The organism is Stenotrophomonas maltophilia (genome assembly GCF_006974125.1).
In the GTDB taxonomy this organism is placed as follows: domain Bacteria; phylum Pseudomonadota; class Gammaproteobacteria; order Xanthomonadales; family Xanthomonadaceae; genus Stenotrophomonas; species Stenotrophomonas maltophilia_O.
The window spans coordinates 536,925-553,672 of sequence record NZ_CP037858.1; the positions used below are offsets into that span (position 1 = coordinate 536,925).

Below are 16,748 nucleotides of genomic sequence, written 5' to 3' on the forward strand. Positions count from 1 at the left end.
TTCCACAAGGAAAGGGCTCTGACCCTGCAGGGGTGTGCGGACCAACGGTCCGCACCGACCACAGATCGGTCCGCCCCCACCGAGTGGGTCTGCTCCACCGGGCGCACCGACTTTCGTTAAGAACCTGTGATGTATAACTGAATGCGCTTTCGTCATTGGAAGGCGCATGCGCCTGCGTGCGGTACTGACGGCTCCTCCCCCGTTCGGCGTTGTCGCTTCCATGTACCGCACCACCCTGAACCTGCTTGCCGGCGCGATCGCGCTGGGCCTCACCGCCGGCGCTGCCGGCGCCGCTGAATCCGCCGACACCGGCAAGGACAGCACCACCCTCGGCGCCGTGCTGGTGACCGGCTCCAACATCAAGCGCAGCGATACCGCCGGGCCGAACCCGGTGCAGATCGTCAGCCGCGAACAGATCGAGCAGACCGGCCGCTCCACCCTTACCGACGTGCTGCGCAACCTGTCGGCCAATGCCGGCAACAGTTTCGACGAGCAGTACACCGGCAGCTTCGCCGCTGGCTCTGCCTCGATCGGCCTGCGTGGCCTGTCGCCGAAGAACACGCTGGTGCTGGTCAACGGCTACCGCGTGTCCAACTTCGGCTTCGCACTCAATACCCAGGACACCTTCGTCGACCTCAACGCGTTGCCGATCAGCGCGGTGGAACGCATCGAGGTGCTGAAGGACGGTGCTTCGGCGGTGTACGGTTCCGATGCCATCGCCGGCGTCATCAACATCATCCTGCGCAAAAACTTCCAGGGCGTGGAAGTCGGCGGCGGCTTCGGCACCGCCACCCAGGGCGGCCTCGACGAACGCAAGGCCAGCCTGCTGGCTGGCTTCGGTGACCTCGAACAGCAGGGCTGGAACGTGCTGTTCGGGCTGGACCTGCTCAAGCGGGACCGCCTCGATGGCGACGATCGTGCCTATACCCGCAGCGGTGACTTCCGCGACAAGCCCGGTGGCCGCCTGGCCGGCTGGTCCACCGCCGGTGGCAACTGGCTGTCCAACCCACGCGCGCCGCAGCCGTTCGCCAACTGCCCCGACGGCAGCCAGCTGCGCCCATACAGCGACTTCGGCAGCACCCTGCCTGGCCAGGCCTGCGCCTTCAACGCGCAGCCGTTCAAGACCCTGCAGCCCGGCGCCGAGCGCCTGCAGGCGTCGTTGAGCGCGACCTACCGCTTCAATGACAGCGTCGAAGCGTTCGCCGACGTGCTGTACAGCCACAACAAGGCCGACCAGATCTTCAGCGCGCCGCTGACCGTTGGCCCCGGCCTGCGTGCCTATAACCCTGCGACCGGCACGCTGATCGACGTGCCGGCGGTGCTGCCGGTCGGCCACCCGAACAACCCGGGCAGCACGCCGCTGCCATTCGAGTACACCTTCTTCGATATCGGCCCGCGCCTGAAGGACAACACCCAGGTGTTCTACCGTGCCCTGGCCGGCGTGCGTGGCAGTGGCGAGCGCTGGGACTGGGAAGTGGCGGCGCTGACTTCGCAGAGCGCGCAGCGCGAATACGTCGACAACTTCGTCAACCGCTACGCGTTCGAACAGATCCTGCGCGATGGCAGCTACAACTTCCTCAACCCGTCCGCCACGCCGGGCGCGCTGGATGCACTGCGCCTGCAGACCAAGCGCCCGGGCTGGTACAAGCTGCACGCGTTGAACGTGAAGGCCTCGACCTCGCTGTGGGAGATGCCGGCCGGTGCGGTCGGCTTCGCCTGGGGTGCCGAGTTCCGCAAGGAATCACTGGACGCGCGCACCAGTGCGCAGGTGCTGTCGGGCACCGAGCTGCGCCCGGCCATCAATGTGGTCAACGGCGAGCGCCAGGTCAGCGCCGCCTATGCCGAACTGAGCGTGCCGCTGCACCGCACCCTGGAGCTGCAGGTGGCCGGACGTGGCGATCACTATGACGACTTCGGCAACGCGTTCTCGCCGAAGGTAGCGCTGCGCTGGCAGCCGCTGGACAGCCTGCTGCTGCGCGGCTCGTTCTCGCGTGGCTTCCGTGCACCGTCGCTGCCGGAGATCGCGCCGGGCCAGACCGTCAGCTACGGCTCGGTGATCGATCCGCTGGATCCGTTGCAGCCCGGCGGCAGCCGTGGCGTGACCAACATCCGCACCGGCAACCCGGACCTGAAGGCCGAACGCTCGCGCAACTTCAACGTGGGCGCGGTGTGGTCGCCCGATGGCGATACCAGCATCGGCCTGGACTGGTACCGCATCGAGCAGGACAACCTGGTCAAGCCGGACAGCGCGCAGTACATCGTCGATCACCCGGAGTTGTTCCCGGGCCGCGTGCAGCGCGAGAACGGGCGCATCCAGTTCATCACCAACCAGTACGCCAACCAGGGCGAGCTGATCACCTCAGGGCTGGACCTGGACGCCAACCACACCTTCCGCACCGAGGGCTGGGGCAACTTCACCGTGGCCGGCAGCTGGACCCACCTGCTCAGCTTCAAGCAGCCGCTGGTGGCCGGCCAGGCACCGTACGAGGGAGCCGGCAACAACCGCCACGGCGCACTGCCGCGCACCCGCGGCACCACTTCGTTGAACTGGGCGGTGGGCGACTGGAGCAGCACGCTGAGCCTGCAGTACGTGAGCGGCTATGACCAGCGCGCGGCGACGGCGACCAGCAACCCGGGCCTGCGCGACCGCATCAAGCCGTATCACCAGCTGGACCTGTACGTGGCCTACGAAGGCATTCCCAACACCACGCTGTCGCTGTCAGTGCTGAACCTGACCGACAAGGACCCGCCGTTCGATCCGGCAGGTGGCTCCAATGGCTTCGACATCAGCCAGTACAACCTGCGCGGGCAGTTCGTCTCGCTGGGGGCGCGCTACCGGTTCTGATGGGCCACCTGTAGAGCCGAGCATGGGCTCGGCTCTGCAGGGGTGTGCGGACCAACGGTCCGCACCCACCGCATCACCGGCTCAGGTGCAGGAACTGCAGGTGCCGTTCGTACTGGCTGATGATGTCGTTGATGATCTGCTTGCGGCTGTACCCTACCAGGTCGTAATCCTGGCTGCCTTCGAACAGGTGCACCTCGGCGCGGTAGTAACGCTGGTTGCGCAGCTGCTGCGCGGCGAACGAAGGGGTCAGGTAGCCGCTGAGGATCACCCGGTACAGGAAGTCCTGCTGTTCGCCGTGGTTGACCGTCAGCTCCATGTCGCCGGCCTCGAAGCGGGTGGATACATCCCAGCCCTGCCCGCGCAGCTGCTCGGCCACCGCCTCCATCGCCGGCTTCACCGTGTCATCCATGAAGCGGTAGACCTGGTCGCGCACCGGGAAGTGCATGGCCTGGCTCAGGCGCTGGCGCCAGCCCTGATGGTGGCGATCGTCGCCGATCAGCGGCGATGGCCGATACTGCAGCGCACGCTTGCGGTGCGACTCGTCACTGAAGGCGCGGGTCAGCCCCCACATCATCAACAACAGGATCGCCGAGAACGGCAGCGATGCCAGCACCACCGCAGATTTCAATGCGTCGATGCTGCCGGCCAGCAACAGGCCCGCGGTCAGCACGGCAATCACGGTGCCCCAGAACACGCGCAACCAGCGCGGGCCGTCGTCCTCGGGTGCGCCGCCATGCGACGACAACGTGGACAACACCACCGCGCCCGAGTCGGCCGAGGTCACGAAGAAGATGAAGCTGACCAGCACTGTCACTGTAATCACCGCGCGGCTCCACGGGTAGCCGTCCAGCAGCGCATACAGCACGGTCGGTGGATCATCCACCGCCAGCTGCGCCAACTGTTGCTGGCCGTGGTGCAGCACCTGGTCCAGCGCGCTGTTGCCGAAGATCGACAGCCAGGCCAGGGTGAAGCCGAGCGGGATCAGCAGCACGCCGAACACGAATTCGCGGATGGTGCGGCCTCGAGAGATGCGCGCGATGAACAGCCCGACAAAGGGCGCCCAGCCGATCCACCAGGCCCAGTAGAACACCGTCCAGCCACCCAGCCATTCGGGGCGGCCGCCGTAGGCATACACATCGAAACTCTTGCCGACCACGCTGCCCAGGTAGTCGCCCAGGTTCTGCATCAGCGTGCTGAACAGGTACTGCGTCGGCCCGGCGAACAGCATGAACAGCACCAGCGTGATCGCCAGCAGCATGTTGATGTTGGCCATCCAGCGTACGCCCTTCTCCACGCCGGAGACGGCCACGGCCACCGCCGCGCCCATCATGCTGACCACCAGGATGATCTGCACCAGGTTGGAGTGCGGGATGTTGAACAGGTGCGCCAGCCCGGCGTTGAGGTGCAGCACGCCGAAACCCATGTCGGCGCCGATGCCGAACACGGTGGCGACGATGCCAAGCGCGTCCACGGTGTAGCCGATCGGGCCGTTGATGCGCTTGCCGATCAGCGGGTACAGCGCCGAGCGCAGCGCCAGCGGCAGGTTGTGGCGGTAGGCGAAGTAGGCCATCGCCATCGCCGCCAGCGCGAACACGCCCCAGCCATGCAGGCCCCAATGCAGGAACAGCAGCTGCATGGCCTGGCGCGCGCCGGCCTCGCCCGCGGCCGGATCGCCCTGCGGCGGCTGCAGGTAGTGGGTCAGCGGTTCGGAAACACAGAAGAAGAACAGGGTGATGCTGATGCCGGCGGCGAACAGCATGCCTGCCCAGGAGAGGTAGCTGAACTCCGGTTCGTCATGGTCGGCGCCGAGCTTGATGCCACCGTATTTGGACAGCGCCACGCCGACCACGAACACCAGGTACAGGGTCATCGCCAGCAGGTAGTACCAGCCGACATTCAGTGCAGCCCAGTCCTGTGCCTTCAGCAGAAGGCGGCCCGCACCGAGCGGGAACAGGCTGACGAACAGCGCGAACGCCACGACAACGATCGCCGCGAAAGCGAACACAGGCCGAAGGGTGCGCACCGGGGATTGTTGCGGCTCCAGTACATCCATGGGGCGGCGTTCTCCGGTAGATCAAGGAATTAGCCGACCGAGTCTGGCTGAACCGCAGTGGACAGAGCATGAAGTTGTGGCCTGCGGTCACAGGTCCGCTCCACCATTCCGTGTTATCACGCGCGCGGGCCGGGGCCAGAACACATCCGGCGCCCCCGCTCCACGCGTAGGACGGATGTGACGTGATCCGTTGCAGAGAAGCCGGCAGTTTCGGCCCGACCGGCACAACCGGCTCAGGCCAGAGCGCGGCGCAGGATGAGCACGCTGTCGCCCAGACCCCTTGCGCGGCGGCCAGCGAAGCGGCACAGCGCCGGCAGGAACCACAGGCGGCGCACCGCACCACGTAACAGCTGCTGGACGTCAGGCCCGGTCTGCCGCAGGCACTGGCCGATCACGGCGACCAGTGCGCCGGCGGGCAGCCCCGCATGGCGGACACTCCCACTGACGAACAGCAGCCAGTCGCGCGCCTGCGCTTCGGCCAGCACCATCACCTGCAGGGGATCTTCTTCCAGGTCGAGGAAGCGTACGCAGCCCGCCACATCCACCGTGATGTTGCGCGCCACAGGCTGGCCGACACAGCAGCCAGCCCAGTGCACGCGCAGCAGTTCGTTGGCAGCAATCCGCATCAGGTGCTCGGCTTCGGCGGGCCCGCAACGGCGCAGGCGCTGCGCCAGACTCGGACCACCATCCTCCAGCAGCAGGGCGGTTTCACCATGGCCCAGCACGCGTGGCACCGGCACCCCATGTGCAGCCAGCTCGCGCAGCCGCCGGCGCTCCAGCTGGCAGGCCTGTTCGGCCTTCAATCGTGGTGGGGGCCGCAGGCAGCGCAGGCCGAGCAGGCGCACGCCCAGGTCCAGCGCGGCCAACGCCAACCAGCGCCGCTCGCCATCATGCTGCTTCAGCCAAGTCCGTCGACCTGCGATCTGCAAGGGTTCGACCATCTTCAGTCTCCCTGCCCTGCACGGGCCAGTCCTGCACCAGCGGCCATCGTGCTCACGTACTGTCTGCATCGCATGCAGGGCCTGTGCTGCTTGTGTAACCACCGGTAATGCCTGTGCACGCTTCAGTACTCCACGCGCCAGCTGAGCTGCAGCAGATCCAGCCCCGGGTTGGGCTTCTTGATGCTTGCATTGGAGTAATGCGAGTAGCGCAGCGATACGCTGTGGCGTTCGGCTACCTGCAGCCCGATCCCCAGGTGATCACCGAACTGGAAGGCGGTACTGATGCGACGACCGCCAACACGGGTGGTATCGAACACGGTCGGGCCGACCCCAGCTTCGATGAACAGATGTGCGTTCGGCCACCAGCGCAGCATCGGGATGGCACTGGCCTGCCAGGCGTGCTGACGATGCGGATCGCTGGCCTGCCACCGCGCAAATCCCAGCTCCATCGCCAGCTGCAGTTGCCGCCCCGACGCCAGCTCGCGTTGCCAAAGCGGGCCACTGTCCCAGATCACGCCTGCCCGCTGGTAGTCGCCACGACCATGGCCCAGCTGCAGGCCTATCGAAGGGCTGGTTTCTGCCGCCGCCGACAGGACCGGCAACAGGGCCAGCGTAGCAATCCAGGACAGGCCGCACCGCTGCAGCAGGACGGCTCGGGGAACAGGGAAGACAGACAGAATCACGCGACAACTCCAGGCGGGAGCCGCACGCCACCCTCACGCCGGCAGGAACCGGCGCGTCACAGGGCGTGGGCTGGGGATGACGTGAAGGCAGGCGCGTCCACGGAAGCGTCCGTCACCCGCAAACGCACAGATGACCGCTTCGACATACAGCCTGGGTCACGCCCCCGCCTCGATCCTCGTTACGCGGTATCCGCTATGTAACGGATTGTCAGCGCAGCGCCGGGATCGGCCAGCGAACCACGAACGACGCACCGCCCAAGGCGCTGTCCTCCACCCGCACACTGCCGCGATGGCAGGCCACGATGCGGGCGACCATCGCAAGCCCAAGGCCCACACCACCGGTAGTGCGCTGGCGGCTGAGATCAAGCCGGGTAAAGGGCTGGAACACCCGCTCGCGATCGGCCGCGGCAATGCCGGGACCGTCGTCGCAGACACGTAGCTGCCAGTGATCGTCCTGCTGCTGCAGCTGCAGGACGATCCGCGAATGCGCATGGCCCAGTGCGTTGCGCAGCAGGTTGAGCGTGGCCCGCCCCATGTAGTGCGGGTGCAGCTGCACCTGTGCCGGCGCGCCATCTGCTACTTCGCACTGGATGCCGCTGCCTTGCGCATCGCGACTGATCGCACGCAATTGTTCATGCAGCCAGTCGCGGGCATCGACCGGCTCCTGCTGCAGCCGGCTGCCTACGTGCTCCAGCCGCGCCTCGAACAGCAGCTCGCCGACCAGCTCATCGAGCCCTTGCAGGTCCTCGCGCATCTCCTGCTGCAGTTGCCTGCGCGCCTCCGCATCTTCCTCAACAGCCAGCAGACCCAGCTCGAACTGCAGGCGCGCGATCGGTGTCCGCAGTTCATGCGAGACATCGTTGGTCAACTCGCGCTGACGTGCGACCAGACCGGCGATGCGTTCGCCCATCTGGTTGAACTGACGGGCCAGCGGCGCCACGCTGGAGCGAGGTGAGATCGGCGCACGGGCATCGAGGTCGCCCTCGCCCATACGCTTGCTGGCCGCTGCCAGCCGCTGCAGGTCGCGCCAGGTTGGCCATGCCCACGCCATCAGGAACGCAGCCGACACCGAGACCATGAGCAACACCGCCAGCGCGATGGTGGTCGGGTCCAGCGGCGGTGAACTCGGCAGCCTCAGATGCAGCCACTGCGCTGGCGCAGCGGCGTGCCCGGGCAGCAGCCGATAGAAATCCTGCTGGTCGTTGCGGGCGAGGATGCCGTACTCAAGCAGCACCTGCTGCTCCTCCGCGCGCGGCTGCACCGCATCGGACGCCAGCAGCTCCAGCGCCGGCCCATAGTGCGGTGCCAGACGTTGCAGTTCGGCCGAGCGATCGGCAGCGCTGCGATCCTGCAGCAGTTCGCCCAGGGTAAACAGGGGGCCGCGCACCGCATCGCGGTAGTAGACGTCAGCATCGTCGCTGAATCGCTCCTGCAGCAGCAGCGGCACTGTCCAAAGCGCCACGCCGAAACCAATGCTGGCGAGCAGCAGCAGCCGCAGGAAGAAGCGCAGCACGTCAGGCCCCGGCCGGCAGGAACAGATAGCCCTGACCGCGCACAGTCTTGATCCTCGCCGGATCGCGTGGATCGTCCTGCAGCTTGCGCCGCAGCTTGCTTACGCACATGTCGACGCTTCGATCCAGCCCGTTGAAGTCGATGCCGCGCACGCTGTTGAGCAGATCGTCACGGCTGAGGACTTCGCCACTGCGGCTGGCCAGCGTCCACAGCATCTCGAACTCGCCTGTGGTCAGCTCCAGGCGACGGTCGCCCAGCTGCACCCTGCGGCTACGACGGTCGATGTCCAGCGTATCGAAGCGCAACCGCTGCTCGTTGGGCTGGCGCTGCGCCGGGCGGCGCAGCAGCGCGCGCAGGCGTGCCAGCAGCACCGGTGGCTCCACCGGTTTGATCACATAATCATCGGCGCCGGACTCCAGGCCCAGCACATGGTCCAGCGCGTTGTCGCGCGCGGTCAGCATCAGCACCGGTACATTGCAGAAGTCGCGGAGATCGCGGCAGACCTGCAGGCCATCCCGGCCCGGCAGCATCAGGTCCAGCACCACCACCTCCGGTTGAAACGCCTGCACGGCCGCGCAGGCCTGGCTGCCGTCGTGCACGCAGTGCACGTGATAGCCGTGGGGTTGCAGGTAACGGCCGATCAGTCCGGCCAGCTTCAGATCGTCTTCCACAAGCAGCAATCGGGTCATCGAGTTCCGTCTCATCCGGCGCCCGCCTTTCGTTGGCGGGCGCGGCCGATTGTACCCACCGGCGGAAAGGCCGCATCGGTCGGAAGTCCCGGGTCGTAGCCTGCGTTGTGTTCAGGTCATCACATGCACCGCGCACAGCTTGTTGCCATCCGGGTCGCGCAGGTACGCCAGGAACAGCTGGCGCCCGGCCATGCTGCGGATGCCAGCCGGGTCTTCGATGGCCGTGCCGCCATGGGCCACGCCCGCGTCCTGCCAGCCACGCACGGCCTCGGCACTGTCGAGGGTGAAACCAATGGTGCCGCCGTTGGCATGGCATGCCGGCTGCCCATCGATGGGCGCAGTGACGATGAACATGCGGCCATCCTTGAAGTACACCAGCCTCCCCTTGTCATCGAAGACGCCGGGACGTGCGCCCAACGCGGTGAACAGGGCATCGTAGAAGCGATGCGCGACGTCCATGTCGTTCGTTCCAACGGTGATGTGGCTGAACATGCGGGCACTCCCTGTGGAAAACCGCAGTGTCGGCGAGCACGCCGGGCATCGCAAATCCGGCGACCTCCGCCGCTGCGGCATGCGCAGGATTTGTCGTGCACCGCCCGATCATTCTATAATGGGAATCATTCTCATTCATGACCCATGCCGATGGCCGTGCCCGCCGCCTCCAGCACCGCGCTGGCGGGGTTCTACCGCGAACACCATGGCTGGCTGCTGGGCTGGCTGCGCCGCCGCACCCACAACGCCGACTGCGCCGCCGACCTGACCCAGGACACCTTCCTGCGCCTGCTCAGCCGGCGCGTCGATCCGTCCGAACTGCGCCTGCCGCGCGCCTATCTCAGCACCATCGCGCACGCCCTGCTGGTCAACCACTGGCAGCGCGCGGACCTGGAGCGCGCCTATCTGACCGCGCTGGCCGCACAACCGGAGCCGGTGCATCCCTCTGCGGAGGAGCGCACGCAGGCGCTGCAGCTCCTGCATGCCATCGCTGACATGCTGTCCGGCCTGGCCGAGCGGCCACGGCGTGCCTTCCTGCTGGCCCGGCTGTCCGGACTGGGCTATGCGGAGATCGGCCAACAGCTGGGCGTGTCCGAGCGCATGGTCAAGAAGTACATGGCGCAGGCGATGCTGCATTGCCTGCGCCTGTCCGGCGACGCCCCCGAATGAGCACGGCATTGGCCAGCCCGGCGCTGGAGCAGGCGGCAGAGTGGTTCGCGCTGCGCCAACAGGGCTGGAGCGACGACGACCAGCAACACTGGCGTGCGTGGCTGCAGGCCGATGCTGGTAACGTCGATGCCTGGCGCCGGGTCGAGGCTGTCTGGCAATCGTTCGCTCCCCTGTCGGCACCGGCGGCCGCAACCGCATTTGATGCTGCGCGCCTTCGCCGGCGGCGGGCGCTGCGCAGCATCGGTGGCGCGCTCGGCATCGGTGCGGTCTCGCTTCTCGGCCTGCACGGGCTGCAGGCGCAGCGCCACCTGCAGACGCAACGCACCGCTGCCGGGCGCACCGGTCATTGGACGCTGGCCGATGGCAGCCAGTTGTGGCTCAACGCCGGCAGCGAAGTGACCGGCGACATCGGCAACGGCAACCGCGCCCTGCATCTGCTGCGCGGCGAACTGCTGCTGCAGACCGGCCACCACCCAGCATTCACCGGGTTGCCCCTGAGCGTGCATGTACCCGGCGCGCGCCTGCAGCCAATCGGCACCCGCTTCGCGGTCGGCCGCGAAGCCCAGGACAGCCGGTTGGACGTGTTCGAGGGCGTGGTGCGGTGCCTGCCGATGTTCGGCGCGGCGCTGGATGTGCCTGCGGGAAGTGCGCTGCAGATCGGACCGATGGGGGGACTCACATCGGTGGCCGCTGATCCTCTGCGCGGCGACTGGCAGGACGGACGCCTGCAGGTGCAGGACACGCAGCTGATCCGGGTGATCGACGAACTGGCCCGTCACCATCGGGGCTATCTGGGCTGTGATCCGGCACTGTCCGCATTGAATGTCACCGCGGTATTGCCGCGCCTGGACAGCCTGCAGGCCCTGAAACTGCTGGCGCGCGCCCTGCCGATCCGCATCGAGCAGCGCTGGCCATGGTGGACCGTTGTGCGTCCGATCTGAAATGGCGGTTCCCTTTCTGCGCGCTCGGCGGGCCCTACAAGGGAACCCATTGCGGATGTCGCCGCCCCCATGAAACTACCCTGCCCTTCCCCTCGCCCGCTTGCCATCGCACTGTGCCTGGCCCTGGCGACGCCGTGCCTGTTGCCGGCCACCGCCCACGCACAGGATGCTGCCGCTGCCGTTCGCTGGCAGATCCCGGCCGGTCCGCTCGACCAGGCCTTGACCGCGTTCGGCCAGCAGTCCGGCCTGTCCATCGCTGCCGATGCGCGCCTGACCCGCGGCCAGCACAGCGGTGGCGTGCAGGCCTCGCTCAACACCGAGGCCGCGCTTGCACAGCTCCTCGCCGGCACCGGCCTTTCGTTCCAGCGTGATGCCAGCGGCGTGGTGCTGCAGGCCGCCCCCGCCACCGACGCTGGCGTGCGCCAGATCGGCACCCTGCGTGTGGCCGGCCAGGCCAGCGAAGGTGCTTCGCCGTGGGGGCTGGCCGATGCCGCCGCCGTCTACCGCGACAGCGGCTCGCGCGTGCACCTGGACCACCAGCAGCTGGAGCGGTTCCGCGGCCAGTCGATCGGTGATGTGCTGGCCGGTGCGGTCGGCGTGCACACCGCTGACGTGCGCAACGGCGGTGCCCTGGACGTCAACATCCGTGGCCTGCAGGGCCAGAACCGGGTGCCGGTGATCATCGACGGCGGCCAACAGGCCATCGATGTCTATCGCGGCTATGCCGGCGTGCAGCAGCGCAGCTACCTGGACCCGGACCTGATCAGTGCGATCAGCATCGAGAAGGGGCCGAGCCTTGCCGCCAATGCCGCAAGCGCGATCGGTGGCGTGGTCTACATGGAAACGCTGAAGGCCGAGGACATCCTCGACGACGACCAGGACTGGGGGCTGCGCGTGCGTGGCGGCGCGGCCGACAACAGCATCGACCGCACCCGTACCTTCAAGCAGATCGCGCGTGGCAGCGACAACCGCAACAGCCTGCGCGACCCGCGCGACTGGAACGGCAGCGTGGCCTTCGCCCAGCGCAGCGAGGACTGGCAGCTGGTCGCGGCCTACGCACGGCGCCGCCAGGGCAACTACTTCGCCGGCAGCAATGGCGCCCACCGCTACGACGACCAGCATCTGTCCAGCGGCGGTACCGGCATGTCCAGCCAGGCCGTTTCCAAGCTGTACCACCCGGGCGATGAAGTCCTGAACACCCACACCGACAACGAATCGGCGCTGCTGAAATTCACCTGGACGCCCAACCCCGACCAGCGGCTTGAGCTGAGCCACCGCTACTTCAACTCCAGCTTCGGCGAGATCATGCCATCGGCGATCGGCCGCGTGGGTGAGTCCAACGAATGGGTGACCTACGTGGACAAGGCCAACACCATGTTCCAGTTCGAGCCCGGGAAAATGCGGCTCAACGCCACCTCGCTGCGCCATCGTTACCGCCCCGAGGCGCACCCGTGGCTGGACCTGAGCAGCACGCTGTGGTTCACCACCGCCACCAGCCGCATGTTCAACAGCAACATCGCCAACACGCCGCTGTTCAAGGACGTGCCCAACGATCAGATGCCCGACACGCTGGGCGAGACCTACGGCCCGGGCCTGCAGTCGGACGTGAAGACCCGGCGTTGGGGCCTGGACAGCAGCAACACCACCCGCTTCAGCAATGATCTGGGTGACTGGACGCTGCGCTATGGCGCGTCCTTCCAGCACGAAGACACCGCACCCAACTCGCCGGTGCTGCCGGTGGACTACAACAACAACCGTTACCTGCGCTCGGGCACGCGCCGCGAGGCCAGCGTGGTGGCGTCGTTGCAATGGCAGCCGTGGGACTGGCTGTCGCTGACCGCAGGCGGCCGCTTCATCGACTACCGCACCCGCGACCGCAACCGCGTCGCCTTCGTCAGTGAATCGCGCGACCTGCGCTACACCTTCGCGCGCCTGAGCAAGGGCGGCCAGCTGCTGCCGGGCTGGTACAAGGAGTGGTACCCGGATGCACAGGGCAACTACACCTACGACTCGCTGCGGGCCACGCCCTACGGCGACAGCACGCTGGGCCAGAGCTACGACTTCGATGGCTTCATTCCCGACCCGCGCGGCGCCAACGGTTTCTACACCAAGCAGATTCCTACCGCGTGGGGCTACAAGCCGGCGATCCGGCGTTCCGGCCACGGCTTCGCACCCTATGCAGAGGCCCGCTTCAACCTCGACGAGGACATGTTCTTCTACGTGAAGTACGCACAGGGCTGGAAGATGCCCAGCCTGTTCGAATCGACGCTGGGCAACAGCACCTCGGCGCCGGTGGCCGACCTGAAGCCGGAAAAGAATCGCTCCTGGGACATCGGCTTCAGCCTGCTGAAGCAGGACCTGTGGCGCGACGGCGACCGCCTCGCGTTCAAGGTGGCCTGGTTCAAGAACGATATCGACAACGCGATCACCCGCCGCTTCGACTCCAGCAACTGGGCGTTCTACGTCGACAATGTCGACAACTACACGGTGTCCGGCTACGAGCTGCAGTCCGGCTATGACGCCGGCATCGCCTACCTGGACCTGTCGGCCAGCTACTACCAGCGCGCGCGTACCTGCGATGCGGCCATCGCCAAGCGCCTGCGCGAAGACCCGTATGCGAAGTGGAGCAAGCTGGACACCACGCCGGACTGCGTGGACGGCGGCTTCGGCACCTCGTTCGTCAACGCGCAGAACCCGCCCAAGTACTCGATCCACAGCACGCTGGGCTTCCGCCTGTTCGACAAGCGGCTGGATACCGGCATCCGCCGCACCTACAACAGCGGCCCCACCCATGAACTGGACAAGCGCTGGAACACCACCGGTTCGACCGGCCTGCAGAACATCTACCTGCCCACCGCGATCTATGACTTCTATGCGCGCTGGCAGTTCACCCCGAAGGCCGAAGTGGAACTGGTAGTCAGCAACCTGCGCAACACCTACTACATGGACACGCTGGCGATGAGCCTGATGCCGGGCCCGGGCCGCACCACGCGACTGAACTTCACCGCACGTTTCTAACTGCGGCAGAAACAGCAAGGCCCCGGGGAAATCATCCCCGGGGCGCTTGCCTGCGGCGACTCAGCACTGGCAGATACCAACCTTGGTTGGCACGGCGACGCGTTACTTCGCGGTACTCAGCAGCAGTACCGCGACGGTCACCAATGCGATGCCGACCCAGCCGATCGGGCGCAGTCGGTTACCGAACAGCAGGCGGCCGCAGGTGGCGGTACCGATCACGCCGATCGCACCCCACATCGCATACGCGGTGGCCAGGTCCATGTAGCGCACGGCCTGGCCCAGCAGGGCGAAGGCGATCCAGACCATGACGATCGCACCAACGCCCCAGCGCCAGCGGCGGAAGCCCTCCGACTTTGCCACCATCATGTTGGCGGCAACGTCGATCAGCGCCGAACAGATCACGAAAAACAATGCCAGGGTGTTCATCAGTGCGCCTCCCCGAGGGTGACGCAGACGATGCCGACCACCGCCAGCACCAGGCCGGCCAGCTGCTGCAGCGACAGGCTCTCGCCGAACACGGTGAGGCCGACCACGGTCAGCAGGGTCAGGCCCAGTCCTTCCCACACCGCGTAGGCCACGCCCACGGCGATGCGGCGCACCGACTGCGCCAGGAAGAAGTAGGACAGCGCCAGCGCGCCGGCCATGATCAGATAACCGGTCCAGCCGCCATCGCGGGCGGCATGGGCCATGAACGAGGTGCCGACCACTTCGGCGACGATCGCCACGGCCAGACAGGCCCAGGCGACCAGCGCGCCACGGGCGGGAACAGTATGGGACATGTGAAACTCCTTGCAGGACGGGGACCACGCCGCCTCATCACTAGATCCACGGCATGCGTGGAGGGCCCGGAACGCCCCGCAGACAGGGGCGACGGCGACCAGTATCATCGGCTTTTACGGTGGGATCAAAATGGATTCCATCGACAGGAGCGATGGATCAATGCCCTACTCCCCTGAATCCCTGCAGGCCTTCGTGGAAGCCGCGGCGCTGGGCTCGTTCTCGGCCGCCGCGCGACGGCTGCGCAAGACCCAGTCGACGGTCAGCACCGCCATTGCCCACCTGGAGGCCGACCTGGGCGTGCGCCTGTTCAATCGCAGCGGGCGCTATCCGCAGCTGACCGAGGCCGGGCGCCAGGTGCTGGGCCACGCGCAGGAGATCCTGGCCGCCGATGCCCGCCTGCAGCAGTTGAGCGTGCGCCTGGCGGCGCCGGTCGAGCCGCGCCTGACCGTGGTGTTCTCCGACGTCTACCAGCTCGATCCAGCGCAGCGGATCCTGCAACGCTTCGCCGAGGCGTTCCCGGAGATCGAACTGGAGTGGCTGGATGCCGAGGGCGAGGACGTGCTGGAGCTGGTCGGCAGTGGTCGTGCCGGGCTGGGCCTGCTGCCCAGGCAGGAGCGCTATCCCGATGGACTGGTGGCGCGGCCGCTGACGCACCACAGCGAGCTGTCGGTGTACGTGGCGCGCGAACACCCGCTGGCCAGCGCCGGCCGTCGCGCCGCCGCACAACTGGCGCGGCATCGGCAGGTGCGCCTGAGCGCGGAGGTCGATCAATCCCGCGTGGTCACCGGCCTGGCCTGGACCGCCACCGACTACCTGATGGTGATGGAGATGGCCGAGGACGGCATCGGCTGGGCCGAGCTGCCGCGGGCGCTGGTGCAGCGCTATGACCGTGGGCGACTGGTGGAACTGGTGCTGCCCGGCTGGCCGAGGCGCATCCACAGCGACCTGCTGTGGCGCCGCGACACCCCGCCGGGACCGGCCGCCCTGTGGTGGGCCGACGCATTGGGATGAACCGAAAAAGGGGACGGAGGGGATTAAGTCGTTTGTGGCACAAACGACTTAATCCCCTCCGTCCCCTTTTACGTGTCAGCGGTGGGCGAGCGCGTATTCCAGCGCCGAGCACACCGCAGCCACCTGCGCGTCGTTGCACTGCTGCGGGGTCGCCCGCGGGCTGTCCGGGTAGACCTCGGTGGTGGTGGTGTACTTCGCGCCGGTGATGCCGGCGCACAGGCCCAGCTTCACCAGCGGGTACTCGATCACGCCATGGGCCACCACCGGCGAACCGATGATCTCGCCCTTGTCGTCGGCGGGGGCGATGTGGGTGACCTTCTCCACCGCAGCGATCACCGCCTGCTGGAAGGCCGCCTGCGGGGCCTCGCTGTCATCCACCAGATAGAAGCCATCGGGAATCAGGCCCGGCTCGAACGGCTTGCCGTCGCGCGCCGCCAGCGCCGGGCGGAACTCGCTCTCGTCGCTGTCGGTGGTTTCGTGCAGATCGATGTGCAGCACGAACTGGCCCTTGTACGGCGCGATCAGTTCGATGACGGCGGTCGATTCACGCGCCGGGCCATCGCTGCGGAAATTGCGGTTCGGATCGATCGCATCGAAGTTCCAGCGGTTGATGCGCTCGAATCCCCACGGGTTCACGCACGGCGCCACCAGCAGGTTGGCCTTGCCGGCATAGTCGGCGGCGTGCTTCTCGAGGAACTCCAGCGCGCCCATCACGCCGCTGGTTTCGTAGCCGTGCACACCGCCGGTGATCAGCGCGGCCGGGAGTGCCGGGTTCCAGTCGCGGCTGCGCAGGGCGAACAGGGTGTAGGTCTCGCCAGCGTAGTCGAGCTGGCCATAAGCCACCTTGTCGAAGCGCGAGGCCAGCACCTCGATGCGGGGCAGCACCTCCTCGTCGTAGCGACGCAGGCGCTGCTGGCGGCCACGCCACGCCTCCCGTTCCGCCGCTCCCCACGGCTGGCCAGGGGTTCCGACGGGGTAGAAAGCGGCTTGGGACATGGCGGATCTCAGCGAGTCAGGAAGCAATCGCCCACTCTACCACCGGGGGAACAGCGTGAACTGGCGACGCATTCCATTGGCGAATGGAATCAGCAATAATTCTCATTTACCACCTTCC

Annotated in this window: 14 protein-coding genes; 5 read left to right on the forward strand and 9 right to left on the reverse strand. The window is 67.1% G+C overall.

Annotated features, from left to right (window positions below; translation table 11 throughout):
• The first annotated feature begins 166 nt into the window (after window positions 1-166).
• Window positions 167-2,845, forward strand: coding sequence for a TonB-dependent receptor (locus EZ304_RS02465; RefSeq protein ID WP_260678208.1), 2,679 nt, complete (start codon window positions 167-169; stop codon window positions 2,843-2,845).
• Between the two features lie 73 nt (window positions 2,846-2,918).
• Here the strand turns inward: EZ304_RS02465 and betT are convergent, their stop codons facing one another.
• From betT to EZ304_RS02495, 6 genes are all read right to left on the reverse strand, one after another.
• Window positions 2,919-4,898: a choline BCCT transporter BetT gene (gene betT, locus EZ304_RS02470; protein ID WP_099553326.1), complete on the reverse strand. Its 1,980-nt coding sequence runs from the start codon at window positions 4,896-4,898 to the stop codon at window positions 2,919-2,921.
• 233 nt (window positions 4,899-5,131) lie between these two features.
• Window positions 5,132-5,839, reverse strand: a complete 708-nt coding sequence (locus tag EZ304_RS02475; RefSeq protein WP_142806176.1) for a phosphotransferase — start codon at window positions 5,837-5,839, stop codon at window positions 5,132-5,134.
• A gap of 122 nt (window positions 5,840-5,961) precedes the next feature.
• On the reverse strand, window positions 5,962-6,522 hold the full coding sequence (locus tag EZ304_RS02480; protein ID WP_142806177.1) for an acyloxyacyl hydrolase: 561 nt from the start codon (window positions 6,520-6,522) through the stop codon (window positions 5,962-5,964).
• Window positions 6,523-6,730: 208 nt separating this feature from the next.
• Window positions 6,731-8,035 carry an ATP-binding protein gene (locus EZ304_RS02485; protein ID WP_142806178.1) on the reverse strand — a complete coding sequence of 435 codons (1,305 nt, stop codon included), beginning with the start codon at window positions 8,033-8,035 and terminating at the stop codon, window positions 6,731-6,733.
• 1 nt (window position 8,036) lies between these two features.
• Window positions 8,037-8,723, reverse strand: coding sequence for a winged helix-turn-helix domain-containing protein (locus tag EZ304_RS02490; protein WP_099553319.1), 687 nt, complete (start codon window positions 8,721-8,723; stop codon window positions 8,037-8,039).
• Between the two features lie 111 nt (window positions 8,724-8,834).
• Window positions 8,835-9,215 carry a VOC family protein gene (locus EZ304_RS02495; protein WP_099553317.1) on the reverse strand — a complete coding sequence of 127 codons (381 nt, stop codon included), beginning with the start codon at window positions 9,213-9,215 and terminating at the stop codon, window positions 8,835-8,837.
• Between the two features lie 150 nt (window positions 9,216-9,365).
• Here EZ304_RS02495 and EZ304_RS02500 point away from each other — a divergent pair, with 150 nt between their 5' ends.
• From EZ304_RS02500 to EZ304_RS02510, 3 genes are all read left to right on the forward strand, one after another.
• Window positions 9,366-9,884 carry a sigma-70 family RNA polymerase sigma factor gene (locus tag EZ304_RS02500; protein ID WP_099553315.1) on the forward strand — a complete coding sequence of 173 codons (519 nt, stop codon included), beginning with the start codon at window positions 9,366-9,368 and terminating at the stop codon, window positions 9,882-9,884.
• Entirely contained in the window at window positions 9,881-10,825 is a 945-nt protein-coding gene (locus EZ304_RS02505; RefSeq protein ID WP_142806179.1) for a FecR family protein, read from the forward strand. The genes EZ304_RS02500 and EZ304_RS02505 overlap by 4 nt, the downstream gene beginning before the upstream one ends.
• 69 nt (window positions 10,826-10,894) lie before the next feature.
• Complete coding sequence (locus tag EZ304_RS02510) at window positions 10,895-13,843, forward strand: TonB-dependent receptor (RefSeq protein ID WP_142806180.1); 2,949 nt, start codon at window positions 10,895-10,897, stop codon at window positions 13,841-13,843.
• Between the two features lie 102 nt (window positions 13,844-13,945).
• On the opposite strand, the gene EZ304_RS02515 is transcribed toward EZ304_RS02510, so the two are convergent.
• The gene (locus EZ304_RS02515; protein ID WP_005409978.1) at window positions 13,946-14,269 is read right to left on the reverse strand and encodes a DMT family transporter; all 324 of its coding nucleotides are present in this window, start codon (window positions 14,267-14,269) and stop codon (window positions 13,946-13,948) included.
• A complete protein-coding gene (locus tag EZ304_RS02520) occupies window positions 14,269-14,622 on the reverse strand; it encodes an SMR family transporter (RefSeq protein WP_099553308.1) in 354 nt (117 codons plus the stop codon). The genes EZ304_RS02515 and EZ304_RS02520 overlap by 1 nt, the downstream gene beginning before the upstream one ends.
• Window positions 14,623-14,782: 160 nt before the next feature.
• On the opposite strand from EZ304_RS02520, the gene EZ304_RS02525 reads away from it, so the two are divergent.
• On the forward strand, window positions 14,783-15,634 hold the full coding sequence (locus EZ304_RS02525; RefSeq protein WP_142806181.1) for a LysR family transcriptional regulator: 852 nt from the start codon (window positions 14,783-14,785) through the stop codon (window positions 15,632-15,634).
• A 75-nt stretch (window positions 15,635-15,709) separates the two neighbouring features.
• Here the strand turns inward: EZ304_RS02525 and EZ304_RS02530 are convergent, their stop codons facing one another.
• Window positions 15,710-16,630, reverse strand: coding sequence for a M14 family metallopeptidase (locus EZ304_RS02530; RefSeq protein ID WP_142806182.1), 921 nt, complete (start codon window positions 16,628-16,630; stop codon window positions 15,710-15,712).
• Window positions 16,631-16,748 lie beyond the last annotated feature (118 nt).

Coding starts and splice junctions, on each gene's coding strand:
- EZ304_RS02465 (WP_260678208.1), top strand. CDS start 167: ATGCGCCTGCGTGCGGTACTGACGGCTCCTCCCCCGTTCGGCGTTGTC.
- betT (WP_099553326.1), bottom strand. CDS start 4,898: ATGGATGTACTGGAGCCGCAACAATCCCCGGTGCGCACCCTTCGGCCT.
- EZ304_RS02475 (WP_142806176.1), bottom strand. CDS start 5,839: ATGGTCGAACCCTTGCAGATCGCAGGTCGACGGACTTGGCTGAAGCAG.
- EZ304_RS02490 (WP_099553319.1), bottom strand. CDS start 8,723: ATGACCCGATTGCTGCTTGTGGAAGACGATCTGAAGCTGGCCGGACTG.
- EZ304_RS02495 (WP_099553317.1), bottom strand. CDS start 9,215: ATGTTCAGCCACATCACCGTTGGAACGAACGACATGGACGTCGCGCAT.
- EZ304_RS02500 (WP_099553315.1), top strand. CDS start 9,366: ATGGCCGTGCCCGCCGCCTCCAGCACCGCGCTGGCGGGGTTCTACCGC.
- EZ304_RS02505 (WP_142806179.1), top strand. CDS start 9,881: ATGAGCACGGCATTGGCCAGCCCGGCGCTGGAGCAGGCGGCAGAGTGG.
- EZ304_RS02510 (WP_142806180.1), top strand. CDS start 10,895: ATGAAACTACCCTGCCCTTCCCCTCGCCCGCTTGCCATCGCACTGTGC.
- EZ304_RS02515 (WP_005409978.1), bottom strand. CDS start 14,269: ATGAACACCCTGGCATTGTTTTTCGTGATCTGTTCGGCGCTGATCGAC.
- EZ304_RS02520 (WP_099553308.1), bottom strand. CDS start 14,622: ATGTCCCATACTGTTCCCGCCCGTGGCGCGCTGGTCGCCTGGGCCTGT.
- EZ304_RS02525 (WP_142806181.1), top strand. CDS start 14,783: ATGCCCTACTCCCCTGAATCCCTGCAGGCCTTCGTGGAAGCCGCGGCG.
- EZ304_RS02530 (WP_142806182.1), bottom strand. CDS start 16,630: ATGTCCCAAGCCGCTTTCTACCCCGTCGGAACCCCTGGCCAGCCGTGG.